The sequence below is a fragment of the Haladaptatus litoreus genome, from assembly GCF_900156425.1.
Taxonomy (GTDB): domain Archaea; phylum Halobacteriota; class Halobacteria; order Halobacteriales; family Haladaptataceae; genus Haladaptatus; species Haladaptatus litoreus.
This window is the reverse complement of the sequence record NZ_FTNO01000003.1, coordinates 294,695-317,486: the sequence shown is the minus strand read 5'-3', so window position 1 is coordinate 317,486 and position 22,792 is coordinate 294,695. Positions and strand designations below refer to the sequence as shown.

The 22,792-nt window shown below is 51.7% G+C and carries 27 protein-coding genes and 2 pseudogenes; 8 read left to right on the top strand and 21 right to left on the bottom strand.

The features are described from left to right. Nucleotides 1-92: 92 nt before the first annotated feature. The 3 genes from BW974_RS15940 to BW974_RS15930 all read right to left on the bottom strand — a co-directional run bounded on the left by BW974_RS15940 (nucleotide 93) and on the right by BW974_RS15930 (nucleotide 2,017). The gene (locus BW974_RS15940; protein ID WP_139328897.1) at nucleotides 93-563 is read right to left on the bottom strand and encodes a hypothetical protein; all 471 of its coding nucleotides are present in this window, start codon (nucleotides 561-563) and stop codon (nucleotides 93-95) included. A 168-nt stretch (nucleotides 564-731) separates the two neighbouring features. Further along, nucleotides 732-1,148: a DUF7970 domain-containing protein gene (locus tag BW974_RS15935; RefSeq protein WP_076431230.1), complete on the bottom strand. Its 417-nt coding sequence runs from the start codon at nucleotides 1,146-1,148 to the stop codon at nucleotides 732-734. Then, nucleotides 1,145-2,017 carry a ParA family protein gene (locus BW974_RS15930; protein WP_084186321.1) on the bottom strand — a complete coding sequence of 291 codons (873 nt, stop codon included), beginning with the start codon at nucleotides 2,015-2,017 and terminating at the stop codon, nucleotides 1,145-1,147. Before BW974_RS15930 ends, BW974_RS15935 begins: the two co-directional genes overlap by 4 nt. 265 nt (nucleotides 2,018-2,282) lie before the next feature. On the opposite strand from BW974_RS15930, the gene BW974_RS25780 reads away from it, so the two are divergent. Continuing rightward, a complete protein-coding gene (locus BW974_RS25780; RefSeq protein ID WP_175609715.1) occupies nucleotides 2,283-2,441 on the top strand; it encodes a hypothetical protein in 159 nt (52 codons plus the stop codon). A 194-nt stretch (nucleotides 2,442-2,635) separates the two neighbouring features. On the opposite strand, the gene BW974_RS15925 is transcribed toward BW974_RS25780, so the two are convergent. The 5 genes and pseudogenes from BW974_RS15925 to BW974_RS15905 all read right to left on the bottom strand — a co-directional run bounded on the left by BW974_RS15925 (nucleotide 2,636) and on the right by BW974_RS15905 (nucleotide 7,396). Next, nucleotides 2,636-2,953, bottom strand: a complete 318-nt coding sequence (locus BW974_RS15925) for a hypothetical protein (protein WP_076431229.1) — start codon at nucleotides 2,951-2,953, stop codon at nucleotides 2,636-2,638. A 132-nt stretch (nucleotides 2,954-3,085) separates the two neighbouring features. After that, on the bottom strand, nucleotides 3,086-4,324 hold the full coding sequence (locus BW974_RS15920; protein WP_076431228.1) for an orc1/cdc6 family replication initiation protein: 1,239 nt from the start codon (nucleotides 4,322-4,324) through the stop codon (nucleotides 3,086-3,088). Nucleotides 4,325-4,639: 315 nt separating this feature from the next. Then, nucleotides 4,640-5,914, bottom strand: coding sequence for an RNA-guided endonuclease InsQ/TnpB family protein (locus BW974_RS15915; RefSeq protein WP_076431227.1), 1,275 nt, complete (start codon nucleotides 5,912-5,914; stop codon nucleotides 4,640-4,642). A 642-nt stretch (nucleotides 5,915-6,556) separates the two neighbouring features. Beyond that, nucleotides 6,557-6,757, bottom strand: a pseudogene (locus BW974_RS27110) (DUF955 domain-containing protein); the annotation flags it as partial. Between the two features lie 219 nt (nucleotides 6,758-6,976). Next, nucleotides 6,977-7,396: a hypothetical protein gene (locus BW974_RS15905; protein WP_076431225.1), complete on the bottom strand. Its 420-nt coding sequence runs from the start codon at nucleotides 7,394-7,396 to the stop codon at nucleotides 6,977-6,979. Nucleotides 7,397-7,731: 335 nt separating this feature from the next. On the opposite strand from BW974_RS15905, the gene BW974_RS15900 reads away from it, so the two are divergent. Then, nucleotides 7,732-7,959 carry a hypothetical protein gene (locus BW974_RS15900; protein ID WP_076431224.1) on the top strand — a complete coding sequence of 76 codons (228 nt, stop codon included), beginning with the start codon at nucleotides 7,732-7,734 and terminating at the stop codon, nucleotides 7,957-7,959. Nucleotides 7,960-8,010: 51 nt separating this feature from the next. On the opposite strand, the gene BW974_RS27205 is transcribed toward BW974_RS15900, so the two are convergent. Beyond that, nucleotides 8,011-8,178: a rubrerythrin-like domain-containing protein gene (locus BW974_RS27205; protein ID WP_139328896.1), complete on the bottom strand. Its 168-nt coding sequence runs from the start codon at nucleotides 8,176-8,178 to the stop codon at nucleotides 8,011-8,013. 259 nt (nucleotides 8,179-8,437) lie between these two features. Between BW974_RS27205 and BW974_RS15890 the strand changes: the two genes are divergently transcribed. Then, nucleotides 8,438-9,487 (top strand): RNA-guided endonuclease TnpB family protein, encoded by a 1,050-nt coding sequence (locus BW974_RS15890; protein WP_076431222.1) that lies wholly within the window; start codon nucleotides 8,438-8,440, stop codon nucleotides 9,485-9,487. A 240-nt stretch (nucleotides 9,488-9,727) separates the two neighbouring features. Here the strand turns inward: BW974_RS15890 and BW974_RS15880 are convergent, their stop codons facing one another. Next, entirely contained in the window at nucleotides 9,728-10,015 is a 288-nt protein-coding gene (locus tag BW974_RS15880; protein WP_076431220.1) for a hypothetical protein, read from the bottom strand. Nucleotides 10,016-10,366: 351 nt separating this feature from the next. Further along, nucleotides 10,367-10,591, bottom strand: coding sequence for a DUF8015 family protein (locus tag BW974_RS26570; RefSeq protein ID WP_076431219.1), 225 nt, complete (start codon nucleotides 10,589-10,591; stop codon nucleotides 10,367-10,369). Between the two features lie 650 nt (nucleotides 10,592-11,241). On the opposite strand from BW974_RS26570, the gene BW974_RS15870 reads away from it, so the two are divergent. Beyond that, nucleotides 11,242-11,490: a DUF8156 family protein gene (locus BW974_RS15870; RefSeq protein WP_076431218.1), complete on the top strand. Its 249-nt coding sequence runs from the start codon at nucleotides 11,242-11,244 to the stop codon at nucleotides 11,488-11,490. A 228-nt stretch (nucleotides 11,491-11,718) separates the two neighbouring features. Here BW974_RS15870 and BW974_RS15865 read toward each other — a convergent pair whose 3' ends face one another. Together BW974_RS15865 and BW974_RS15860 are read right to left on the bottom strand one after the other, a co-directional pair. Further along, nucleotides 11,719-12,105 carry a hypothetical protein gene (locus BW974_RS15865; protein ID WP_139328895.1) on the bottom strand — a complete coding sequence of 129 codons (387 nt, stop codon included), beginning with the start codon at nucleotides 12,103-12,105 and terminating at the stop codon, nucleotides 11,719-11,721. Continuing rightward, nucleotides 12,098-12,883: a DUF7344 domain-containing protein gene (locus BW974_RS15860; protein ID WP_076431216.1), complete on the bottom strand. Its 786-nt coding sequence runs from the start codon at nucleotides 12,881-12,883 to the stop codon at nucleotides 12,098-12,100. Before BW974_RS15860 ends, BW974_RS15865 begins: the two co-directional genes overlap by 8 nt. A 67-nt stretch (nucleotides 12,884-12,950) precedes the next feature. On the opposite strand from BW974_RS15860, the gene BW974_RS15855 reads away from it, so the two are divergent. Next, a complete protein-coding gene (locus BW974_RS15855; protein WP_245800144.1) occupies nucleotides 12,951-13,988 on the top strand; it encodes a DNA polymerase domain-containing protein in 1,038 nt (345 codons plus the stop codon). A gap of 24 nt (nucleotides 13,989-14,012) precedes the next feature. On the opposite strand, the pseudogene BW974_RS15850 reads toward BW974_RS15855, so the two are convergent. Further along, a pseudogene (locus BW974_RS15850) lies at nucleotides 14,013-15,110 on the bottom strand (heavy metal translocating P-type ATPase); the annotation flags it as partial. Between the two features lie 196 nt (nucleotides 15,111-15,306). Between BW974_RS15850 and BW974_RS26565 the strand changes: the two are divergent. Then, on the top strand, nucleotides 15,307-16,044 hold the full coding sequence (locus BW974_RS26565) for an ATP-grasp domain-containing protein (protein WP_245800142.1): 738 nt from the start codon (nucleotides 15,307-15,309) through the stop codon (nucleotides 16,042-16,044). 152 nt (nucleotides 16,045-16,196) lie between these two features. Here BW974_RS26565 and BW974_RS15840 read toward each other — a convergent pair whose 3' ends face one another. The 7 genes from BW974_RS15840 to BW974_RS15810 form a co-directional block, all read right to left on the bottom strand. Next, entirely contained in the window at nucleotides 16,197-16,703 is a 507-nt protein-coding gene (locus tag BW974_RS15840) for a DUF8154 family protein (RefSeq protein WP_076431214.1), read from the bottom strand. After that, nucleotides 16,693-17,373 (bottom strand): nucleotidyltransferase domain-containing protein, encoded by a 681-nt coding sequence (locus BW974_RS15835; RefSeq protein ID WP_076431213.1) that lies wholly within the window; start codon nucleotides 17,371-17,373, stop codon nucleotides 16,693-16,695. The genes BW974_RS15840 and BW974_RS15835 overlap by 11 nt, the downstream gene beginning before the upstream one ends. A gap of 275 nt (nucleotides 17,374-17,648) precedes the next feature. Next, the gene (locus tag BW974_RS24750; RefSeq protein WP_139328894.1) at nucleotides 17,649-17,813 is read right to left on the bottom strand and encodes a zinc-ribbon domain-containing protein; all 165 of its coding nucleotides are present in this window, start codon (nucleotides 17,811-17,813) and stop codon (nucleotides 17,649-17,651) included. 382 nt (nucleotides 17,814-18,195) lie between these two features. Next, nucleotides 18,196-19,461, bottom strand: a complete 1,266-nt coding sequence (locus BW974_RS15825) for an ArgE/DapE family deacylase (RefSeq protein ID WP_076431212.1) — start codon at nucleotides 19,459-19,461, stop codon at nucleotides 18,196-18,198. A 318-nt stretch (nucleotides 19,462-19,779) separates the two neighbouring features. Then, nucleotides 19,780-20,151 (bottom strand): Tc toxin subunit A-related protein, encoded by a 372-nt coding sequence (locus BW974_RS15820; RefSeq protein ID WP_281247708.1) that lies wholly within the window; start codon nucleotides 20,149-20,151, stop codon nucleotides 19,780-19,782. 47 nt (nucleotides 20,152-20,198) lie between these two features. Further along, nucleotides 20,199-21,008: an alpha/beta fold hydrolase gene (locus BW974_RS15815; RefSeq protein ID WP_076431210.1), complete on the bottom strand. Its 810-nt coding sequence runs from the start codon at nucleotides 21,006-21,008 to the stop codon at nucleotides 20,199-20,201. Nucleotides 21,009-21,158: 150 nt separating this feature from the next. After that, a complete protein-coding gene (locus BW974_RS15810) occupies nucleotides 21,159-21,773 on the bottom strand; it encodes a MaoC family dehydratase (protein WP_076431209.1) in 615 nt (204 codons plus the stop codon). Nucleotides 21,774-21,980: 207 nt separating this feature from the next. Here BW974_RS15810 and BW974_RS15805 point away from each other — a divergent pair, with 207 nt between their 5' ends. Continuing rightward, nucleotides 21,981-22,301, top strand: a complete 321-nt coding sequence (locus BW974_RS15805) for an AbrB/MazE/SpoVT family DNA-binding domain-containing protein (RefSeq protein WP_076431208.1) — start codon at nucleotides 21,981-21,983, stop codon at nucleotides 22,299-22,301. Between the two features lie 58 nt (nucleotides 22,302-22,359). Next, entirely contained in the window at nucleotides 22,360-22,761 is a 402-nt protein-coding gene (locus tag BW974_RS15800; protein WP_139328893.1) for a hypothetical protein, read from the top strand. Nucleotides 22,762-22,792 lie beyond the last annotated feature (31 nt).

Here is a 22,792-nt window from a genome sequence, read left to right as displayed (position 1 = left end):
CTATCACTCCACTATGCATTGAAGCTGTTAGTCTCGTCTACTGTATCGGTCGCAAGAACCCTCAATGAGAACAACGAGCAAATCGCAGACTCCTAACTGATAACGAATCGGCAGACCCGCACGGCTCCTAGACCGATAGCTGGCCTATACAGAGACGCCCTCGAACACACGAACGCGGCCCTATTCAACAAGTCATCACGGGAATGTTGAGTCACACCCGTGACCGTGCCATCCTCAAGTAGATCGAACTCGTGATACCGCATCTCGTTCAGCCCATCTGCTGTGGCCATGTCCATTGCCACGATCTTAACTTTCTCCTGCTTCTGGCTCACTCGACGTTCTTTCTTCACCACGTCCGACCCACCGAGTTCGACGAGCGCGTCCCACACGCGAGTGATCGTCGTCCCGTGCGGTTTCTCGCCATCGATGGCAGTGGTTGCTTCCTTCAAATCTGCCCGCGTCCAGAAGATGCCCGAGCCGTATTTCCGGCTTGTAGTGAACTCGTCCCATCGCCGGGCGGCCGTCACCGCACGCCACGAGTTCTTTTTGTTCTTTTCGTCCACGAGCCGCTTTTTCACTTGATACGGCGAGCAGTTTGCGTACAGATCCAGCGGGGACGTAGCCGGATCGACGTCACCCGGCAGGCCAGCGGTGTTCGACGATTCGCCATCGTCTTCGAGCTCAGCTTCGAGTTGGTTCGCCTTCGCCGTAGCCGCTTTTGAAATCTCCCGCTACGATTGTTGCCGTCGCTCGGCGATGATTTCGACGAGTCGCTCGGGTTCTTCTACGGCGAGTGTGAGAACAGCGTCGTGGATTTCACGTTTCTCTTCATCTCGGATGCCTTGCCGCCGGAGTTCGGGGACAACAGTAATCCCAATAGCATCTTCCAACTCGTCCCACGTCTCACCGCGAGCGTACAAGGGACGCTGACGAACTTCCGAATATTCGAAAGACGGGCCAGATATCGTGGTTGATTCGTCTGGAGATGATTCCGGTAACTGCGTAGACTGGGTTGAAGTTGTCTCCGACGATTGAGCAGGCTCCTCCAGCGGATTTGATGCGGATTCGGTCGATGTTTCGGAGGTTTCCTGACCTGAGTCGTCGTTTTCGACTTCGCTCAAGTCGTCGAATGGGTTCGCGTCAGTCATCGATCGACACCACCGTTCACGACTATCGACGCTAGTTCCTCGAAGTTCTCGATTTGGCTATTTTCGGGGTCGTAATCCAGCAGTGGTTGCTGTTCTTTCAGTGATTTAGAGAGGGAGGCACTGTATCGAATGCCGGGCTTCGGTGGTTGCATTTCACCGTTGTCAATCGCATCGAACTGCTCGGATGTGATTCGCGCAAAGTTTGGGATTTTCCCCTGCGTTGCGTCGGCAGTGTTCAGGTTCTCAATCAACTCGCGGTCTTCAGTTTGTTGGTCGATTCGCTCACGAAGTTTGTTCGGGATGAGCGCGAGAACGTCGATGTCGATGTACTCTTGGGAAGGAGTGATAAGTCGCTCCATCGTTCGCTTGTAGCCACCGATGGAACTGGAGCCGGGTTCGAGTGGAATCATCACGTTCCCCGACGCGACCAGCGCGTTGTTGTTGAGCATTCCGGGGTAGGCCGGGCAGTCGAACACGATGTAGTCGTATCGGTCTCCGAGCAGTGGGTCGACGATTTTCGTTTTAACCCGTGCGGAGCCCTGAAGTGCGCCTGCGAGGTCTTTCTCGGCATCTTCGAGCGTGTTCGAGGACGGGAGGAGGTCAAATCCGAACTCGGTTTCTTGAATCAGGTCAGTAGTAGTCGCACTCCCTTGGTCGAGAATGACATCGCCGAGATTCGTGTCGCCTCTATAGGCCTCACCAAATCCGAGACCGTTGGTGGCGTGGCCATTCGGGTCGAGGTCTGCGAACAGCACACGACCGCATTCGGTGAGTTGTCGTGCGAGGTTCATCGAAATCGTTGATTTGCCGACGCCACCTTTCAAGATGACCACGCTCACGGCACGCGGGTTGTCTACGTTGGATGTCATTGTGGACTCAGCCGCCGAACCACGGAGTTCCAATAGTCACCTAGTTTGGAATAGGTACCTATTGCATCGTATCTACTCGCCTCGACGGTTGAGAGAGCCATCCCACTGAGAGAACAAAAAGATATCCAAAGTAGGTAGTCAAGTTACAATAGGTGGCTTAGCTATCTTAAGCACACTACCTAAGTCACCTATTGTAGAAAACTCAGGTGACTGGGTTGTGAACTAGAGAATAAGTTCGAGAACTATCTAATCGACTGTAGGTAGCGTGTCTGAAGTAGAAGAGGTAGTTGAAGTAGTAAGAATAGGTAAGGTAGGAAAGGTAGTTGAGTTACCTATTGTAACTGCCAAAGATAATCCAGCCCCAAATTACTCGACAGTTAAAACGGAAAGTGAGACGTTGAGAACAAATTTTCAAGAACAATAGGTAGCTGAGTTAGAAAAGCTGCGTTAGTTCCCAGTTGGTGCTATCGCTACTATTAGAGTCTCATATGAGGGTGCTTGACCATTTTTCCAGCTCTCGGAGCAGAGCTCTTCGTTACACACGTCCTCCCTCAGTCAATCTGCTGTCTGTATCGGAATTTTACTAACTGCGATGTGATTGCTGGCGTAGCGTTTTGCCTACTCATTGGAATTGACTGGCCCTTTGTATTTAGAACGGATTTTGTCCCCTTCACGCCATTGCCAGTAGTAGCGGTTGTCGTTGATTTCTTTCACAGTAATTGTTGCCTTTGAGGGAACGTCGTCCGGTAAGTCGTCTGGTCGTTCCTCGTGGTTCTCATCGTCGTCCCGTTCGGACAGTCTTGCTTCGCGTTCTCGATATTCGGCGAGTTCCTCAGCATATCGGGCGGTATGACGGAGCAGTACCGGTGATTGGTCGGCAAGTCGTTCGACGAGGCCGTCGTCGAGTTCCCGAGGAGGTGTTGGTGAGTACGACATCGGATGTTGACCTATTAACCAACAAACAGGGATGTGATTAGTGCTGTTGGTTAAGTCAGATTCCAACTATCACGGGTTTTTAGACGACAATTTCGAAAAAAGAGGGAATTCGGTGGCTGTTGGGCGGCTCGTTCACATTGCGGTAAACTCCTCACCGGAGTCGGGGAGATATTCGACGATGCTTTGGTGCGCACCGAATTCACCGATAATAGTCTGGAGGGCGTCTACGACGGTCGCAATATCGCGGTTGATCTCGTGTTCGCGGTACGTGCCACCATCTTGGCCACGGTGCTCCATGTGAGAGAGAGTGAGATTGAGAATCTCGAAATCAGAGAGGAAGCTCCGCATCCGACGAGCCGTACGTGGGTCTCGACCTTGGAACTCACACAGTTTTTTGTAGCGCTGGTAAACGACGCGTGAACGAGCAGGGGTGGCGTTCTCGGCGGCGAGCGTCGTCAGGGCGTAGAGCGTGAGTTGCTCGTGTTCCGTGAGGTCACGCATGATGTCCATGCTTTGCTGTGCTTCGAGTTTCTCTTGGGCACGCTCGACGTGGTCGGTCGTGACGGTCTCGGCGTTCTCCGTTCGAGCGAGATCACCGGCTTTCCGAAGGAGCGTGATTGCTCTTCGAGCGTCACCTCCATCCTGCCGACCGAGTGCGGCGCAGAGCGGAATCACGCCGTCTGCAAGTGCATTTTCGTGGAACGCGATTTCGGCTCGCTGTTCGAGAACCTTCTGGAGTTCTTCCGTGCCGTACGGTGGAAACGAAATCTCGGTTTCACAGAGTGACGACTGAACCTTCGCGTCGAGTTGCTCCCGGAACGTCGAGTCGTTGCTGATGCCGATGAGACCAAGCTGAATGTTGTCGATGTAGCCGTTGTTGTCTGCGCGCGTGATTTGGTAGAGAAATGTGTCGTCCGTAATGTGGTCGATTTCGTCGAGGACGATGATAACGGTGCCAGAGAGTTTGTTGAGTTCGTTCCAAAGGAGACGATAGACTTTCGACTGCGGATGGCCGGTTTCGGCGATGTGATGCTCGGGTTCTCGAAGATTGTTTATCAGGCTGATCGCAGCCTGATAGCTCGTGCTGAGGCCGTCACAGTTGACGGTAACGAGTGAGATATCGACCTCGAAGTGTTCCGCGGAATCTTGTAGTTCGTTAAGCAGGAAGTTCGTCACCGCGGTCTTCCCGACGCCAGTTTTGCCATAGATGAAGATGTTGTCGGGATATTCCCCGTTGATGATTGGCTGTAGAGCGGCCTCGTACTCTTCGATTTCGTTGTCTCGTCCGACGATGTCGTTCGGTACGTACTCTACTTTGAGTGTGTTCCGTCGTTTATAAAGCGTATCATCCGGTTGAAACCGTGGACTCATGATACAATTGAATGAGCGATTATGCCAGATAATAGTTTCGACCGGCGTTTCCAGTATTTCCAGTATAACCACCCGAGGGTGTATATTCCGCTATCCCATGTAGCCCCCATCGTTTCCACTAAATGGATTCTCTCGAAATCAGTGTTGAACGGGTGTAGCGAGAGGCACACTACATTCATGCTGATACTCGTACCCCGTCACTTCCAGTAAAGACTCGAACCTATGACGGCAGAGAGTCACCCCACCATTTCCAGTATATCGGCATTGACATCCTCCCCGCGCTAAAGCGCGAGGATTCCTCCGTTTGGGGTTCGGCTACCGACCCACGGAGGCAACTTGCGGGTTCGTGCGCACTTCTTTGGGACTTTCATGAGGGTGTGGTTTCCCCGACCAATCGTGGTCGTCCCACTCGAATCGCACGGGCCGTGCCATCGACCTGATTTTGCAATCGCTGTTTTCTTGAAGGAACGTCTCTGACGCTGTGAGGTCGGCGTGCCCCTCGAATCCACACGGACACGTCAGCGAATCCTCGTGGCGAACCGTCTCCTCGTGGTCGCCACACTCGGGACACGTCTGACTCGTCCACGCTTCCGACTCGGCTTCGAGGCTGATACCGTACTGCTCACAGACACAGGCGAGACGGTGGATGAAATTCTTGAACGCCCAGAAGTTGTGCGTCTTCTCGTTCACCCTGACCGACCAGTGCGTTTCCAGCACGTCAGTCAAGTCGCCCACATACACCGTCGCCACACCCTCGTCGTACAGCCGTTCAACGAGGTCGCGCACCAGCGCGTTCTGTGCGTGGTCACGACGCTTTGTCCGCTGTCGGTACAGCCGTCGAATCCGCTTAGAACTGTAGCGTTCCTCTTGGAGTCTCGACTGTAGGCGGGCGATTTCGTCAGTCGTCTCACGGAACCGTCCGAACAACTCCCGACCGTCGAAGAGGTACTGGTTCCCAGTAGTCGTGGAACAAGCGACGAGATTGTTTGCGCCAACGTCGAGGGCGGCTTCGTGAGATGCCAGTGGTGAATCCAGTCGAGAATCAGGTACGGTGACTGGTTGAAAAGCCCTGAACGTGTCGCTAACTTCGTCGTATTCAAGTTCCAGACGACCCTGTTTGCCGTCCCACTTCGGGTTGCCTCGGACTTCGAGGCGGAGTCGTTCGTGGTAGCCGAGTCCGTATTCGTCTTTCAGTTCTTGTCCGACAGGAATTTTAAGACGCGACCGCTTGCCCCACTGAATCGTATACTGGTTGTTGCGGATGTAGGTACGGAGTTCGCGTCCGTCTTCCTCGTTGCCCCAGTACGACGGTGGGTTTGCATACTCGCCTTTCTCCTTGAGGGCGAAGAACGACCGCCACGCTTCGCTGTTCTTGCGCGTGACCTGTTGAACAGTCGCACTTCCGACGACACCGTTGTACTGTCCACGGTATTCAGAAGTGTCCCACACGTCGCCGTCACCGAAGTAGTTCTGACGACGTTCGTAGGTCAGTTCGTTCCACAGGGAGGCGGAGGCATCGAGTAGACGTAGGATGCACTCTTTGTCGTTTTCGGTCTGTGGCACGACCTCGAAGGTGTTGACGCGCTTCATTTGTCGTCGCCCTCCTGTTCAGCGATATAGCGTTCGACAGCGCCCTTCGAGGCGCTTCCCGCAAATTCGTGCTGTGTTGGAACGCGTAGTGTGGACCAAAGGGTTCCAGTATTTCCAGTAAACGCGGGTTTATAAACTCGACACACCCCATCGTTTCCAGTAAAGACCCGAAACAAGAGAATCAGTAGAAGGCGGTGAGTCGCCTTTTCTCGACACCCTCCCCCCATCATTTCCAGTAAAGATACGGAAAAACATGGCGTCGGTCTAGAATCAGTCTTATTTAGTAGAAACCTTTATTACTGTATTTCATTTACTAGTACGTAGCATCAAGAAGCAATAAATTACTAGAAGAGATATTCTAGTGAAATTTTCTTGGCAATTGCCCCCCAACACGTTCTTTTACCGTATTACTGGAAATGATGGGGGGAGGGTGTAGTGTCGTCGCCGCTATCGTGTCTCTTGTCATTTGATTAGTGGAAATGGTGGGGTCTGACACTCGTCCGATGAAGCGAGCATAGCACTACAGCCTTAATTAACAGAACATGATTTGGTCTCTCTTGTTGGTTAACATTCCTGCACGCTACATCTTCAGCCTAAGTGTTCAATTCGGAACCTTCTCCCGCCTCTCGTCAAGAGGATTGATTACCTTGCCCGCTGTAGCGTCTTGCGACCCTTCTTCTTCCAAGCCGCGAGGTAGAACGCTGACTTATTCGTGTCTAACCCGAAGTATTGGCCAACGACGAACACGACCGCTTCGGTCTCGATTTCGCGTTTTGCTCGCTCGCCATCGTTATCGACATGGAAATGGAGGAGTGCTTACTCGTGAATCAGCGTCACCACGAGTAAGCGTTCGTGCCATCTGTCTTTGATGGTCACTGAGCGTTATCTGTCGTGGGATTAACCGCTGGAAGCTCTTTTGCTGGTGCAACCGCGAGAGGAGTACGGAAGTTCCCTCCGAGTTGCTCCAGTGGATTTCTTCTCTGGTGTGCTTTCGGGGATTGTTGTATGACGTACTCGAAGAGGCGTGATTAGCATATTATACTAACTAACGCACGTTCGCTCTCAGATCTGCTCTTTTCGAATCATTACTATATCTGCCGCCACTCGTTTGGATCCTTCTGCTGCAATCACGAGCAGATTTGGTGCTGGTGTGCAGGGCGCTCGATCACCAACATGGAATCCTGCATCTGCAGCACCCGGCAGTTGGACTTGATAACCATTCCTCGCTATTTGGAATGAAGCGTTTGCAACGCGGTGGATCGAGACGGTGTCGAGTGCGGCTGACGTTGCGAGTTCGACGATATTCTCGTCTGTGATTCGATCGATGTCGACCACAAGAAGGAGACCGTCAAATGCGAATACGCGGGTACTGGCAAGACGGGTGGTTTCCTCGTCAATCTCTTCGACGAGTCCAGCGGCTCGGGCAGGCTTTGTGACCTGGAGAGCCAAGCCATCGCCGGATCGTTTGATTGTGTTGGGCATTGGTGATTAGTATAGTATACTAACCTAAGAAGATTCGTCTTGATAATGCGCTCTCGACTCGACGTTGTTGGTGAGAAGCGTTAGGGCCGTGAATCCCCTTTCGTGTCTTCAGTTTCACTTCCACTCTGGTTGGTTGAAGTCTTTATCTATGGCGTCCAAAGAATGGAATGCGGTGAGCGTATCTCAGTAAGTGATGTGGGGGCCTTGTGTTCATCCCAAAACCCATCCTCCCTCATATCGCGTGCTCATTCCTCTTATCACAATGAACTAACCAGTGGCACGAATCAACCCTGACCGAGGGTTTACCTGTGAGGTGGTTAAATTTGAAAGTACGAATGGTTCCAAATGGGAAATCACCACTCACCCCACTTGCGCAAGACGCACTTGATGCACTCGCAAGGAGACTCCCGGATGAGGGCGAACTCACATATAACCACGCCTATACGATTTTGGAGGAGGTAGAAAATCTCGAGCGGCCTACTGCCGAAGATATCATCGAACGGCTGTACAATAAGGGCCATCTCTATGAGGTCGAAGGAAAGCTTCGGCTTACTGATTACTAAGCACTCTTGCTGCACGCGTCAGCAGGAAAATTTGGGATTCGAGAGTGAGAGCTACGCTTGACGTACCAGTTCGATTCGTTCGAGCTTGCCCCCACACTCGGGACAGACGATATGCGATGTCGCCGCAGAGGCTGTTTCTCCACAAACAACGCATTCATACAGTAGTTTTTCTGGCTCCTTCGAGCGGTACCGCTTGATGAACGTGTCGACAATGGACATTCTCCTTCCCCACACTCAAGACTTCGAGAAGCCATCTATAATAATTATTGGCCATGTTACTGTCTATCAGGGGACCTCGCTTGTAACCAGTACAAGATGGATCACTGACGCAAGACTACTCCCGTTACGGAAGTTCGAGGAGAAAGTCCCGTGCTTTAGCGCGGGGATGAATCCGACACTACCTTTCACTAACCACCGTCGATAGCACGGCCTGATATTCCAATATTTTCTTAAGATAGCGTACTCAATTACAATTGTAATGGTCACGGTGACTGTCACCGCGAAGTTCCACAACCCATCCCTCTCACGGCGCAAAGAGTGTCAACGCGCCACTCGACTCTACCGTGACACCAAACAGTTCTGTATCGACGGGTGGGAGCATGGTGACTTCGGGAAGTCCGTGACCACAGCCAGCATCGACAACGACCTTTACTCGGCTATTCAGAACCAAGCCATCCGAGAGGCGAAATCCGACCACAACAAGGACGGAGAGGTTCGCTATCGAGAGAGTCAACCGTTTGCCGTCAACAACCAGAATTGGGAAATCGACACGACCGAAAACGGTACGGCCGTCGTCGGATTCCCTTGCGTCTCCCAATGGTGGTATACACCTATCGAAGTGTACGACGACATTGCTGACCCCGTAGACCGACTGGTCGAGGGTGACGCAAAGAAAACTCGGCTACAGGTCTACCGTCGTGGCGACGACTGGTACTGTACGTTCAACATCAAGTACGACCCCGACACGTCGGGCGAGACGCCCATCGGAGTCGATATTGGTGAACGACACATCCTCGCTGTGACGGCCTACGGTGAAGGTGAGTCAATGCTGGTGTCGGGTGGTGAGGCGAAGTACGTTCGACGCAAATATCGTTCCCTACGCGATTCGCTTTCGGAAGCGGGTGCGCTTCGCGCACGCAACTGTGTGGGTGACAAAGAACAGCGTCGAATCAAAGACCTGAATCACAAACTCTCCCGTCGTCTCATTACATTCGCGGAACAGTTCGAGAATCCCGTCATTCGGATGGAAAACCTCGAAGGTATCCGCGAGAACAGTTCGTGGTCGGGTGTCCACTCGTGGCACTTCCACCAACTCCAACAGTTCATCACGTACAAAGCCGAACGTGCTGGTATCCGTGTCGAGAAGGTCGATGCGTATCATACCAGCCAGCGGTGTTCGGCGTGTGGTTCGATGGGAACCCGTGATGGCGACCACTTTTCGTGTTCGGAGTGCGGTCGTGGACGACACGCCGACCTGAACGCTTCGGAGAATATCGCACAACGGGAGGGTGAACCATGCACGGGCTAACGCTTCGGGCGAGTCGAACCGTGCTACCTCGCTGGTTGAATAACTAGCCGTCGTTGACGTCTGTAGTTGACAGGGAGGAAGGACCCATTGACAGGGCTACACGCGCTGAAAAGCACACCGTTGTTCACAACTCGGTGGCAACCTTCGACGGGTCACGCGAAAGCGTACTTGAACTCCGAGGAAACGCGCAACCTGAATATCCCCTTCGGGGAATCCTCGCCCTTTAGGGCGGGGAGGATGTCAATCGCCAGCCTTCATTGCGGTGAGTCTGGTTCTGATGTCGTCGATTTGCTCATCAAAGCTCTCAATGAATGATCCCGTCTCATCAGTTGTAATTGCACCCTGTTTCGTGGGCTCGATTAGGTTATTTTCTTCGAGTATTCGAAGCGAATAGCGTATTTCGTGATGGTCATAGCCCAATTCATTCGACATCTTCACAATCCCGATCGGTTTGTTGTTCACAACCATCTGAAGAACCTCCAGATGCCGGCCAAGCATATCAACCTCTTCTTCGACACCATCGATCATCGTATCTGGTCGCATGGAGCACGGCGAGATAACCTTTCCCACCTGTCTGTGTTTCACTCTCAAATCCTGTCATAGCGGTTCGGATCGAGATTCTCCTGTTGTCGTCAGGCCCTGAGCGGTTCGTAGATGAGGACGGTATTATTGCTTCGGACGGTAACGAGATAATCTTTAACCGTGAATCGCACCGCAACGTCACTCTGTTTCGCTGCACTTGCTTCGATGATGTACTAGCTCCTCTACTTCTCTCGCTACTTGGTGAAGTGGCGCTCCCGATTGAATGAAAATGTGCGATGGGCCATGAATAGTATACTCGAATACTTCCCTTGAGAACCAGACTGTAGAGGTGAGAACTTAGTCCGCCGAGTTAGTTTGGAGAGAGGGGGCGGCTGATGTCGATTCAGGAGCAGAAGCAACGGGTCCGTTGACGAAGAGTGCATGTCCAATCAGGAGGACAGAGACGGTTGCACCGACTGGGACGGCTGCTGTCAGCGAAAGTCCAGCAGCGCTGACTGCGCCGGTGACACCGATCAAGGCGAGTGGGATCAAACCGAGAATGAGATCATAATATTCTGTCATAATCTATTCTATAAAATGGGATGTAGGTACATAAGAGTTCTGCATAGCTACTCTAGAGGTTTCTCATTATCACTGTATAACAATTGAAAATGCTATCTATAACTTATCGAATTCAGATAGTCAAGTTGCGTTTCAAAATTGAGCAAGTATCGGAGCCTGCTGACTGATACCGTCGGTTGTGTATGTGGGTTACTACAATCAGCATTTGTGCTACCGGTACGCGTTTTATGACTCCGTCCGATGCTCTAACTGCGCTCTCACAGCTGGTCAAGACAATTTCCCGACGCCATCATGCGACGCTGACGGTCTGGCTGGTTGTGAGAGCCCTGCGATCGGCTTTCCTTGCCTTTCTCCGAGTGAGCGTTAGTGGGAACTGCGTTTTCGGAAACTCCAATCGGAAACGATTCAACTAGGCTACTGACGACCGGTACTCCCGGATCTGTTTGAGACTCACCTCGTGGAGAACGTTCTGGATAGAGACGTACTGATGCGCTCCAAACTGACGGTAGCAGAACCTCGAGTCTTATTTCATAGTTGGTGGCCAGCACGACTAGTACTCCCACTGATTTCCATCGACATTTCATCTATTGGAATATTCGGAAGCGACCCTGGCTTGCCTAAGGGTATCTTGGTAGTCGTGTTTACTTGCAATGAGCCAGACTAGCCACATCACGACGGGATGGGACGAGTATCGCCGAGCACTTCGACCGACTGATCAGTTGGTTTTCGATCGACTCCTAGAGTACGCACAGCTGCATACCGATCCCAGCACGGTTCACAAGCCATTGTTCGTTGAGACGCCGATCCTCATCTCGATCCTGATTGAACAGCAGATCCAGATCGACGACTTAGTGGATCGACTCGATCACGTCGAGGACGACTTGAACGATTGGGGATGAGGTCATGGTGTACAAAATCGACTACGTCGACGGCGACGTGCTCAGATGGTCGGTAACTGAGACGGATGTGAACTGCGCGGTTGACAATTCGTACACACCGCTAATATACAAAATGATGTGATAAATAAAAATATTAATCAGCATCAAATCGTGCAAATATTCCGTTGTTCGTATCAGTGACCTTCTTGACGCGATCAAAGAAGTGAGACAAAATCCATAATGGCTTGCTTAGTCATCATATTGCTGCTCATCAAACTCATAGAGATGGGTTTCGAGCGGCTCGGAACCATCTGAAGATGGGGATTTGATGTCATGATGGATGATTGCATAGAAAATCAATCCGAGCCCAATTGCTACCAAGATATTTGCTCCAGACTGGAGCAGTAATCGCTGGCTGCTATTCAAATGATACTCGCTACGGATCAGAAGTCGATACACGGGGCTGAGGGTTCCACCTAGAACAATAAATCCAAAGCCGATCATAGCATCTCGATACGAGGTGTATCTTGGATTCTGATAATATGCGAGTGAAGTCAACACCAATAAGATGGCCCCACTGATAAACAATAACCCATTAGACACGATGAATGCCCATAACTCCGGTGATCTAGCCATAATAAGGGTCCCCCCAAGAGACCGGCCAGCCAAAGGGATCACGTGTGTGCTTGCTTGTTTGCGTATATGTAGTTAGCAACCCTCCGATGAACGTATCCAATTTTTCGGCGAACCAATTAGTTGGCCGCTGAAGAAGCGAGATTAGTTCTTCGAGCCCCTGATGCTTTGTGTACGCGACATGCCCTGTTTCGGCATTGTATTTGATGATGTCGGTATCATGGAGCCATGGCAGATGGTTATGAGACAATGAAACCAAGATGCTATCGATCGCAGCTTGGCTAAGTCCTGTCTCATCGTTCTCCCGCTGGTATATCTTTTGAGCGAGTGCCGTCTTCGATATCGATGCTCGATCGCCTTCAGCTCGGAGGATAGCAAGGAGGATTCGTCGACGTTTGTGCGCGAGTCCAGCCAATGCTTCGTCTATCCCGTCATGCTTTGTTTCAAGAAGTCGCTGAAACTGTGGATCTTCGAATGCTCTATGGTTCGTCGTGGTTGTCGTTTCTCGCTCTCGATCCCATTCGATGAGACCACTGTCTTCTAACAGCGGAAGTTGAATGTGGCGGAGATCAATTCGGGTGGCTTCTACTTTCTCGGGCGAAACATTCGCTTTAGAGTTTTTCCGATCACTTCTCGCAACCCTATGAGCGAGCTCTCGTTCAGACATTGGTGTCGCTTCATCACGCAGTGTTGTGAGAATTGATCGGCGTCGGCTGGTTCCCACCGCGATGAACATCGAATTATGCTGCTTGCGTTCGGTTACGCGATGTTGGGTCTCCATTCGTTCGATTCGGTTCTCCCAAGTGAATATAGACGAAGGGGCTAAACACAGAGCCCTACCACGGTGTATGTTAACGCTTGTAGGATTACTCAAAGCGGCATATCAGTATTTGCTCTCATCCTTCCACCGAATCGAGTCGGAGAAGATCCGATATGAATGCCAGGCCGATCGGGATGCGATCAAAGCCGAGATACAGGAAACTCAAGATGAAGAGCGTCGCGATGAGTTGAAAGGCCAATCCAGTGCGATCAAGTGGATTTTGGTCTCATGTTTTGGCTATCAGGGGTTTTCGAATGCGAAGTTCGGACGGATCGAGTGTCACGAGGCGATCAACGCGTATGCTCGGGAGATTCTGTTGAAAACGAAGGCTGTGCTCGAGGAGCATGGCTGGCGGATTGTGCATGGGATCGTCGATAGCGTGTGGATGACACCGATTGAGGGTGAGGAACAAACGTCGTTGTCCAAGCTTGCATCCGAGATTTCTGAAGAGGTGGAGATCCGGCTCGAACACGAAGCTCACTACGACTGGATTTCCTTTGTGCCGTTGCGTGATTCGGATGCTGGTGCGTTGACGAAGTACTTCGGAAAGGTCGCTGGGGAGGACGAGTACAAATATCGGGGCATCGAGTGTCGACAACGGAGTACGCCGTCGTATATCGATGAAGCGCAGAAGAAGTTGATTCGAGCGGTGGATGCGTCTCGTGATCCGGAAGCGGTTTCTGAGGAACTGCGGCCGTGGGTTGACCGACTGGAGCGTGGGGCGATTGATCCGAATGAGTTGGTGATCACGAATCGTGTCTCGAAAACGAGGGAGGAATACACGCAATTGACCCGGAGTGTGGCGGCGTTGGAGCGAGCGGCTGAATTAGGATTGGCGCGTGCGCCTGGGCAGAGTGTGTCGTATGTGGTGGTTGATGATGCGAAGCAGTCGCGAGAGCGGGTACTGTTGGCGAGTGAGGGTCCAGACGAGTATGATGTCGGGTTTTATCGGGAGTTGTTGGTTCGTGCAGCAGCGAGTGTATTGTCGCCGTTGGGGTGGCGAGAATCGGATATCGAGCAGGAATTGGAGCAATATTCCGAGTCGAGTTTGGCGTCGTTCGGATGAGATATACAAGCTGCCAAAAGATCCTCAGAAGAACCGACTGGGTTTGAGCCGCGAGAGTCGCATCGCATTCGCCGTCACACCGATACTCATCCCCATATCACCGACAACGACAGCCACGATGACGTTCACAAGGCCAAACGGCACCCCAATCGCAAGCAGCGTTTTGATGCCGAGGCTTGCCCAGATGTTCTGGCGAATCACCGACGTTGCCGTTTGGGACAACCCGGCGAGATACGGCAACTTGGTGAGATCGTCGCTCAGCAGAGCGATGTCTGCCGTCTCAAGAGCAGTATCCGTCCCCGCTGCACCCATTGCAATTCCGACTGTCGACGTCGCGAGTGCCGGTGCATCGTTGATTCCATCTCCAACCATGGCGACGCCACTGGACTGTTCAATAAGCTCCTCGACGACCTGCACTTTTTCGTCCGGCAGGAGTTCGACTCGGTAGTCATCAACATCGATCTGCTCGGCAATCGCTCGTGCTGTTCCCTCGTTATCGCCGGTCAGCATGACGACACGCTCGATGCCGTGTTCGTGGAGCTGTTCGACTGTCTCGCGTGCACCCGGTCGGACCTCATCAGCCACGGCGATGAGACCGAGCAATCGATCTCCTGATCCAACGAATACAACAGTCTTTCCATCGTTTTGGAGGCCTGGTATTGTTTCTTCCATCAAATCGAGATACTGACCGTGGTCACACTCCGCCGTCGCTATCGCGACTCCGCTATCTGTTGCGACATGGACGTGACCGAGATCGAAACCGAGGTTCTCGAACAGCTCCGGCTTGCCGATGTAGTACTGCTCACCGTCGATGGTTCCGGTCACGCCCTTGCCGGTGAGACTCTCGAAATTCGAGATTGAGCGTTCGGTGATACCTTCGGCAGTACCCGCATCACTAATTGCAGCTGTAATGGGGTGTTCACTCCGTGCTTCGAGACTCTGTGCGGTCCGCAATACCTCTTTGCGAGACGTTCCTTCGAGCGGGATGACGTCCGTTACGGTCAATTCGCCTTTCGTGAGTGTTCCCGTTTTATCGAACGCAACGGTATCGACATCCCCCATCGCTTCCAAGTCTGGCCCACTTTTGATGAGGACGCCGTTTTTCGCCGCGCTCGTAAATCCCCGAGACAACGCTCATTCAGCACGCCGTTTGTGACAGCAGGTCGGTAACGCGGTGCGTCAATACAGTTACAGAGCGCATATTTTGCACGTTGTATGGCTCTGCCACGACTGAAATCAGTCGTGTCGTGCGTTCGAATCCGCTAGTGCAAAACTGTATCAAAGAATTATCTTCTCTGCCAACATACATCTATTAGCTATGAAGGTAGCCGACGCGGAGGAGATCGGAATTCTCTGTGCTGATGATCAGCCGGTGTTCACTGCCGTCGCCAACCAACTTCGGGACGTAGGACACACAGTTCGATTCTTCGCTCCGCGATCCGAGCTTTCTCCGACCCACATCGACGATCTCACTCTGCTCGTCAACAAGCAGGTGTTCCCACTCAATCTCCCCACTCTCAGGTATGCACGGCAAACGGGGACACCTTTGTGGAACAATCTCGTTGCAACGATTGCGTTGAGTTCACGGCTCATTGGGCTTCGAGCCCTTGAGACGGTCGGGCTTCGTACTCCTCGGATAACCTTCGAGAAACCCGAGTTTGAGTACGTCGCAAAACCCTACTACATCTGGCACGGCGACCCTGAACTGAACGGGGAGGGAGGGTTCTATCAAGAACGGATCCACTCGGAGCCCATTGATTACAAGTACTACGCCGTCAACGATGGAACGAGAGTCCAGACGGCGGCCAAGCGTGTCACCTCGAAGCTCCACGGCCCCAAACGATTCCTGAACCAAGTACGTCCTAAACCGACGCTTACACGGCGTCTTCGCCCCCTGGTCACCCGACTCGATCTTCGGGGTGTCGGAATCGACTTCGTCAAAGACGACGAGAACCGGTTCTGGGCCGTAGACGTCAATCTTGCCGCAGGGTACCGGGACAGCGGGTTAGAACCGACTCTCTATGAGTCGATTCGTGTAAATCTTCCCACCCGGTAATCTGGGTAATCTGGGATCCACTTTTTTGACCTAATACCGAGGAGAATTTTTGTTTCGAGTCAGTAGAGTGTTCCATCAATCGGAACTGATTTGGCCAGTGTAACAACTACCGGATTACCATCGTCACGACGGTGCAGATCGTCCGTGTGTAATCAGTCGTCGTAATCCGAACAGATGCATTCGTGCCGTAACGATGCAAATTTACGAAGATATCGATGGAGGTCCTCTGCCAATTGAAGCATCGCATCAGCCTGTTCTGCACTGGCAACCGTTTCTCGATAGTAAACCTCTGCTCGATTTTGCTGCCACAGTTGTATCAGTCGGGCTGCAAATGACTCGCTGAAGAGGTTCACTTCTGCGCCACGTTGGTACACTGCTGTATGTTCGTGCCGAAGATCCTCACCTGCCGCCTGTCCTTGATGGAAAAGATAGAACTGGATACTCCGTTCGATAGCAACGAAGAATGCTTCGATCACGACAGTATAGTAGCCGTTTTGCGACCGAAGCGTTCGTGCGGCTTCGAGCAACCGGCAGGCTTTCCGGAGTTGGACGAGCGCTTCATCAGACACATCCAAATCCGTTTCACTCGATTGGCCGCGTGTATCCTGAAAGGCTTGCTCCGCTGTATTGAGGGCGTCTTCAACGGAACTATCGTCCATTCGTGAGTACCTCGGATTTGAGCTGTTGCAGTGACTCGGAATCGACGAGCGTGAGTCCAGTTGTGAAGATTTCGCGTAATCGATCTCCATATCGCTGGGCAGTGGTTGTGGACTCAACGAGGACTTGGAATTTAAATCGGTCACCATCAAAGCGCTCGTCACTGAGTTCTGAGGCTATTTCGTGAGCTGTCTGTTGGGCGAGTGCTTGCTCATCATCAACGAGAACGAAGCAGTCGATATCACTCCGTCGATCGGCTTTGCCCCGAGCGACACTGCCGAATAGGACGATCCCGTGGACGGTGGAAAGTTCCTCAGTTACTCGGTCGACAAGCGTTCGGACAGGGTCACGGAACTCTGCTTGGGGAATCTCGAGGATTGGGTCACCCGGATGTGAAAGCCGTTCATGATTGATTTGAACGAGTTTGCAGTTTCCATCGTATGAGATCGTGACGAGATGTGTTGCTTCGAGCAAGTCAACGGCATCAGTAACACTGCTTGCGCTGTGCTCTGTGACTCGCCGGAGATCCCGAATACTGAGCGCAGTGTGTGGGCTTGCGGCGAGAAGATTGAGGATGTCGCTAGTTGCTGCATGCCGAAAGAGTCTGCCCTCTGGGACTGGAAGAGGCAGTTTGATCGACTTCTCCGTCGGCCGGTCGCTCTTAGCTACCATGGTCGCTCTTAACGACCGGAACACATGTAATTTTCCATCGGGCTGGCTCCGACACGTTCTTACTCACACCGTCCTCGACTGTCGCTAGTACCCCATTCATGATTACGAGGAAGATAGCGAGAAACAACCCACCAATAGAGATCAATTCGACCATACTCTCTCATTGCCGTGTGGGGCCTGTAGGGGGGTGAATACTGTGCTTGGAGTTACGGGCTGATTTCGGTTCCGGTCGCCCATTTGCCACAATCCTCCGTGGTGATCAGATACGGATAGAATCATGTAACCGGCTCAACTGTCTCCTCGCCACAGTGGGGACAGTATTCGTAGTCTTCGTCCACCAGTTCTTCACAGGACACACAGACGTACTCCGCCTGCTTGCCGTCGGTGAGCGCCTGTTTCGTTTTCTCGACTTTTCGTCCAACGTCACTGAACAAGTTCATGATCTGAGACTGAATCGCAACACGAATAAGCGTTAGCTCGTTGGATGTCCCAGGTTTGCAGTAGGTGAGTGGCACCTATGAGAGAACTACTATGACGAATACTCAGTACTCTGTACCGGCCGACCCTCCAATTGAGGGTGGAATCGACCCCTTGTGAAATGTGTCCCGACCAATAAAGGAAGTATTCCCTCCCAAGTGCATCTTTAGTATTTGCCGGGTGTAGATCCAGTGGCACACCAAATGGTCTCCTCTACAATCCTCAACGAAGCTATCGTGACGTACAACGAGTATCGGAGTCCGATGGCGACTGCCGAACTGGTTAGCTATGCAGAAGACGCATTCACTGTTAGATTTAAGGGACCGTCTGCCGGATGTGCTGTGATTACGACTCGTCCCCGTCTGCGGATAGAAATTCCACGGTAGCGTCGGCGAGCACTCCCGTTGCCGTCAGGACGTCCGGCCATTCTATGGTTTCGTTGGGGAAGTGGGCTTGTTTGATGGATCCCGCTCCGAAAAGAACGGTCGGAATACCGACGGCAATGTAGTGACGCGAATCGGCTCCGTACGTCGCCCCACGCGGCTCCGTGTCGTTCAGTCCTCGGTTTCTCATTGCTGTTTGTAGTGCGGTAACGATGCGTTCATCCGCATCGATTTCGGCGGGTTCGAACTGTATCGCTCTGCGCTCGAATGTCGGCAGATGCTCCGACAGCCAATCGCTTTTGGTCACGACCGTGTTGAGTTTGTCTCGGAACTCCGTTTCGACCTCATCGTTTGTCTCGCCGGGTGCGACGCCAATCCGAATCTCACTCGATAGGTGAGCAGGAACACTCGATGCCCACGACCCTGCATTGACGGCTCCGAAATTCACGGGCCACGATATTGGGAACGACTCATACAATGAGTGAGTGACGCGTTTATTGCGATCCGCCTCGAGTTCGCGGAACGCCGTTCGAATCCGCTCGAAATGCGGAAGAACCGACTCACCTTCCCAGCGAGTAGCTGCGTGAGCGGACCGTCCCTCGATTTCGAGATTCATCATTACGCTTCCTTCGACAGCCGTCACAACGTCCAATTCCGTTGGCTCCGTGATGATTGCAGCATCCCGCTTGAATGGATATGGATTTGAGAGTGCTGCCGCGACGGCACCGATTCCACCTTCCTCCTCGCCGACAACGCTTTCGACTACGACGCGTCCATCGAGATCATTCTCGACCTCGTGAGTGTATTTCGCAGCGAAAATACATGCTGCTAGATTGCTTTTCATGTCCACCGCCCCACGAGCCGTAAGCGAATCATCATCCCAGGTGGGTTCGAACGGATCTGTTTCCCACGCCGATTCCTCGACAGGAACGACATCGATGTGGCCGTTTAGAATAATTGTCGGACCAGCTTCGGGGTCACCGAATTCGAGTACACCTGCAACGCTCGGGCGCTCGTCAACATCGATCGCTTCCGCATTCGGAAACGTTGGGCTCTCGGCTAATTTGTCCGCGTCTGCTGTCCACGTGTATACTTCAAACCCAAGTTCGTTTAGGCGATCCGATAGCCACTCCTGTGCTTCTTTTTCGTTCCCACTTGTCGTCTCGAACGTAAGTAACCGTTCTGTGAAATCCCGAAGCTCTTTGCCGTATTTTTCGGTGAAATTCATTCTCGGACAGAACCTCGGAACCCACTATAATATTTGTTACTGTGTTCTGTGCACGGAGCATGATCTATTTCGATATTATGAATGTATTGTACATCTCAAATCTCAGATCGAGGCGGTACTCGTACTGGCAACAACTGGGCAAGAACGGACGGTGGAATAGGCCCACAAGCAAACTAACATCTTGTTTGGTCCAGAGATCACGTTGCAGACGGAGAACAAGACACAGATACAGACTCACCACTTGATAATTACCTAGTCATCTCAGTCTCGTCTGAGTGGACTCTGTTGGATTCTAATCTCCCACTCGAAGGAGGTCAACTACAGAGTTGACCTCGTGTTTCCGGCCACAGACGCGGTGGCCGGTATCCGCTCTCCTTGATCAGGGAATGCGTCTCGGAAACTGTATGCGCGAAGCGCACTGGTCTCGGGACCGAGTTCTTGAATGACTTGTTGACGATAGTCGTAGCTATTGAGTGTCGTGTAGTCAATCGTGAGCAGTACATCGGTAATGCTGTCGTAATTGAGCGCCGGATTCGCAGCCTTCGGCATGCGGAACTCCCACGACGTATCGACGCCCATTTTCTCGAATGGCAGAAGCATCTCGGGTGACTCTGGCTGAAGTTCGAAGAGTCCATCATCGCTGAACAACGCACTGAGTGCATTTGACGGCCTTGACTGTTTTTGGTGTATATATGTACAAATGCAAGAATAATCGAAACGGAAACTAAATAGGACGGTTACAATCCAGAAATGAAATCGCTGACCTCAGAATTGAACACGCTGGAATTGTCCATATTCACCAAATGTCCTGCGTTGGGGATCTCAATATGAGAACTGTTTCGTATATTCTTCGTAATTTGGACGTTTTGCTTGTGGACTGCATGATGCTCGTGATCACTAGTAATCACCAGTGTTGGATTAGTTATCTGAATATCGTTTCGCAAATCACAATTGTACATCGCATCAAATATCTTCACGAATTCGTCGGTGCGTATTCGATCAACGTCCCGTAACACGTAATCCCGGGTATCTTGGTCAAGTGATATCCATGGGTGTCCTTCTAAAAATTTGAAAAATGGAAATGAAAGTCGAAAGTACGATTGTGGTCCTAATCCAGACAGCGTAAGGTGGCGCTGTATCGTTGGAAACAGCAATTCTTTTTGAGTGTGTGTTAGCGGGAGCGGTGGGAACGATTGAATCGTATTCGCGAGAACAATCCTCGAAACATCGTTCGGATATCGGGTTGCATACTTTTGTGCAATCATGCCGCCGAGCGAGAGTCCACAAAGAACAGGCCTCTCGGCAGAAAGATCAGTGAGTAAGTACCGCAGGTCCTCGGCAAAAAGGTCGATCGAATAGGTCGATTTAGGTGACCCACCAGTCCGTCCATGACCACGAATATCGTACGTAATAACGCGATAATTGTTCTCAAACCGTTCGATTTGATTCCTCCACATCTTTTCGCTCAACCAACCACCATGGATGAATACGAGTGGGTGACCCGTGCCGCGTTCCGTACAATTGATCTCTAGGTTGTCAGTTTCCATTAATGGACTTTTTCTGGTTTTTGATCGACTGAAACTCTACGGTTCATCGCGAGGAGAAGAAACGTGTTACTATTGGAAATAACCCACCTATTGGTATACCCCAGACCTGAAGACGTGGATATGTGCTGATGGCCTGCCCCACCTTGATTCCTATTCTGTATCCGGAAGGTCATCGATGAGGACCGTCGATTTCCCTTTGATAATCTCCTGGTCATCTTCGTTGTAAACAAATGTCGAAAGTGAATATCGGTTGTCGTCGAGAACATCGATCACCTCGACGACTGCTGTTAGTGTTTCGCCGGGTTCGACTGGCCTGAGAAATTCGAGATCTTGCGAGAGATAAATCGTTAGACCCGGTAGCCGTGCCAATGCCGCGCTGATCAATCCTGAAACAAGCGTTCCATGGACGATTCGTCCACCAAACCGGGTCTGCATCGCGAATTCATCGTCCAAGTGAAGCGGGTTCGTATCCCCGCTAGCTTGTGCAAATGCACCAATATCTGTGTCGGTGAGAGTCTTGGTAAACTTAACAGTGTCTCCAAGAGCGATGTTGTCCGGTTCTTCGACAGACCGCTCGAAAGACCAGGTGGCTTGTTTGTTTTGGGTGGGCTCGTCATCAACACTGTTTTCTTCGGTCGAAAAGCCAAACGCAGCGAGTGAAGCCCGATTCACCTCCACAAAACTGTTTAACACGTGCCCAGAAGCTTCTAGCCACGATTTAGTGATACTTCGAGTGGGATTGACTGAGGATTCGTTTTTGCTCATGTTGAAGCTAGTATCCGAACTAAGGAGTACGTAGTAGAGGATATTAATAGTAATTTCGGCATTTACAACTCGACTGTTCGATGGAGTAGAGAAATCAAAATAAGAACACCGATCCAAACCACTAAAAACCATTCACTGGATTCTCTCACCATTGAGTGTCTTTCAGAGGTAGATTTTTACAGTAGGACCTCGTATCACCGGTCGAAGATGACGAAGCAGGACGACCAGACAATGTGGCCACCCGCGCTGTTTGCAAACCAATTGCAACAGGTGAGCGAGGACGTAGCAGAGCAGCAGGTGGATATGTGGAAGCGGATGGTATCCGGAAACGCTGGTGCGAAAGATGATGAGCTCTCGAAGATCAAATCTCTCGGGAGTGAAACCGCGATCTTCAAAACTCGCGTCCAGAGTGGCGGGAGAATTAGTATTCCGGACGCCGAGCGAGAAGCACTCGATATCGATGAAGGAGATATCGTTCAGACGATCGTCATCCCAATGAAAAATCAGTCAGAGGAAATCCATGAATAACAACCCATTTGCCCCGATGTTCGAGCTGCAGCGTCAATCGATAGACCAAGGTCAGAAGATGATCGAACGATCTATCGAAATCCAAAATGAGATGACCAAATCCTTCGCCAAGGCGGCAGAGAGTCAAAAATCGGCTCAAGAGAAAGGTGTCGATGCCTGGAAATCGGCCATCGAGACGTCCCTCAACGTCGTCGATGCGACGACACCGACGGACTCGACGGCATTCACCGATATGCAGGAAACAATTGATAATCAGTTCGACACATTGAACGACATTCACACTGATGTCTGGGAGTCGACCGAGCGCAATATCGAGGCCGGTGCGGACATCTCGGAAGACATGAACGAAATATTCCTTTCGTTCGTAAACGATTCCGTCGAGATGGCTATGAAGACGAACAAACAGTTCGAAGAACGGTCCGAGACCGTCGTCGATGCGACTGAAGTCGAGACGCAGTAGTACCGTGACAACATTTTAGCCAACTCACCAC

Coding starts and splice junctions, on each gene's coding strand:
- BW974_RS15935 (WP_076431230.1), bottom strand. CDS start 1,148: ATGACTGACGCGAACCCATTCGACGACTTGAGCGAAGTCGAAAACGAC.
- BW974_RS15930 (WP_084186321.1), bottom strand. CDS start 2,017: ATGACATCCAACGTAGACAACCCGCGTGCCGTGAGCGTGGTCATCTTG.
- BW974_RS15925 (WP_076431229.1), bottom strand. CDS start 2,953: ATGTCGTACTCACCAACACCTCCTCGGGAACTCGACGACGGCCTCGTC.
- BW974_RS15920 (WP_076431228.1), bottom strand. CDS start 4,324: ATGAGTCCACGGTTTCAACCGGATGATACGCTTTATAAACGACGGAAC.
- BW974_RS15915 (WP_076431227.1), bottom strand. CDS start 5,914: ATGAAGCGCGTCAACACCTTCGAGGTCGTGCCACAGACCGAAAACGAC.
- BW974_RS15905 (WP_076431225.1), bottom strand. CDS start 7,396: ATGCCCAACACAATCAAACGATCCGGCGATGGCTTGGCTCTCCAGGTC.
- BW974_RS15900 (WP_076431224.1), top strand. CDS start 7,732: ATGGTTCCAAATGGGAAATCACCACTCACCCCACTTGCGCAAGACGCA.
- BW974_RS27205 (WP_139328896.1), bottom strand. CDS start 8,178: ATGTCCATTGTCGACACGTTCATCAAGCGGTACCGCTCGAAGGAGCCA.
- BW974_RS15890 (WP_076431222.1), top strand. CDS start 8,438: ATGGTCACGGTGACTGTCACCGCGAAGTTCCACAACCCATCCCTCTCA.
- BW974_RS15880 (WP_076431220.1), bottom strand. CDS start 10,015: ATGATCGATGGTGTCGAAGAAGAGGTTGATATGCTTGGCCGGCATCTG.
- BW974_RS26570 (WP_076431219.1), bottom strand. CDS start 10,591: ATGACAGAATATTATGATCTCATTCTCGGTTTGATCCCACTCGCCTTG.
- BW974_RS15870 (WP_076431218.1), top strand. CDS start 11,242: ATGAGCCAGACTAGCCACATCACGACGGGATGGGACGAGTATCGCCGA.
- BW974_RS15865 (WP_139328895.1), bottom strand. CDS start 12,105: ATGGCTAGATCACCGGAGTTATGGGCATTCATCGTGTCTAATGGGTTA.
- BW974_RS15860 (WP_076431216.1), bottom strand. CDS start 12,883: ATGGAGACCCAACATCGCGTAACCGAACGCAAGCAGCATAATTCGATG.
- BW974_RS15855 (WP_245800144.1), top strand. CDS start 12,951: ATGTTAACGCTTGTAGGATTACTCAAAGCGGCATATCAGTATTTGCTC.
- BW974_RS26565 (WP_245800142.1), top strand. CDS start 15,307: ATGAAGGTAGCCGACGCGGAGGAGATCGGAATTCTCTGTGCTGATGAT.
- BW974_RS15840 (WP_076431214.1), bottom strand. CDS start 16,703: ATGGACGATAGTTCCGTTGAAGACGCCCTCAATACAGCGGAGCAAGCC.
- BW974_RS15835 (WP_076431213.1), bottom strand. CDS start 17,373: ATGGTAGCTAAGAGCGACCGGCCGACGGAGAAGTCGATCAAACTGCCT.
- BW974_RS24750 (WP_139328894.1), bottom strand. CDS start 17,813: ATGAACTTGTTCAGTGACGTTGGACGAAAAGTCGAGAAAACGAAACAG.
- BW974_RS15825 (WP_076431212.1), bottom strand. CDS start 19,461: ATGAATTTCACCGAAAAATACGGCAAAGAGCTTCGGGATTTCACAGAA.
- BW974_RS15815 (WP_076431210.1), bottom strand. CDS start 21,008: ATGGAAACTGACAACCTAGAGATCAATTGTACGGAACGCGGCACGGGT.
- BW974_RS15810 (WP_076431209.1), bottom strand. CDS start 21,773: ATGAGCAAAAACGAATCCTCAGTCAATCCCACTCGAAGTATCACTAAA.
- BW974_RS15805 (WP_076431208.1), top strand. CDS start 21,981: ATGACGAAGCAGGACGACCAGACAATGTGGCCACCCGCGCTGTTTGCA.
- BW974_RS15800 (WP_139328893.1), top strand. CDS start 22,360: ATGATCGAACGATCTATCGAAATCCAAAATGAGATGACCAAATCCTTC.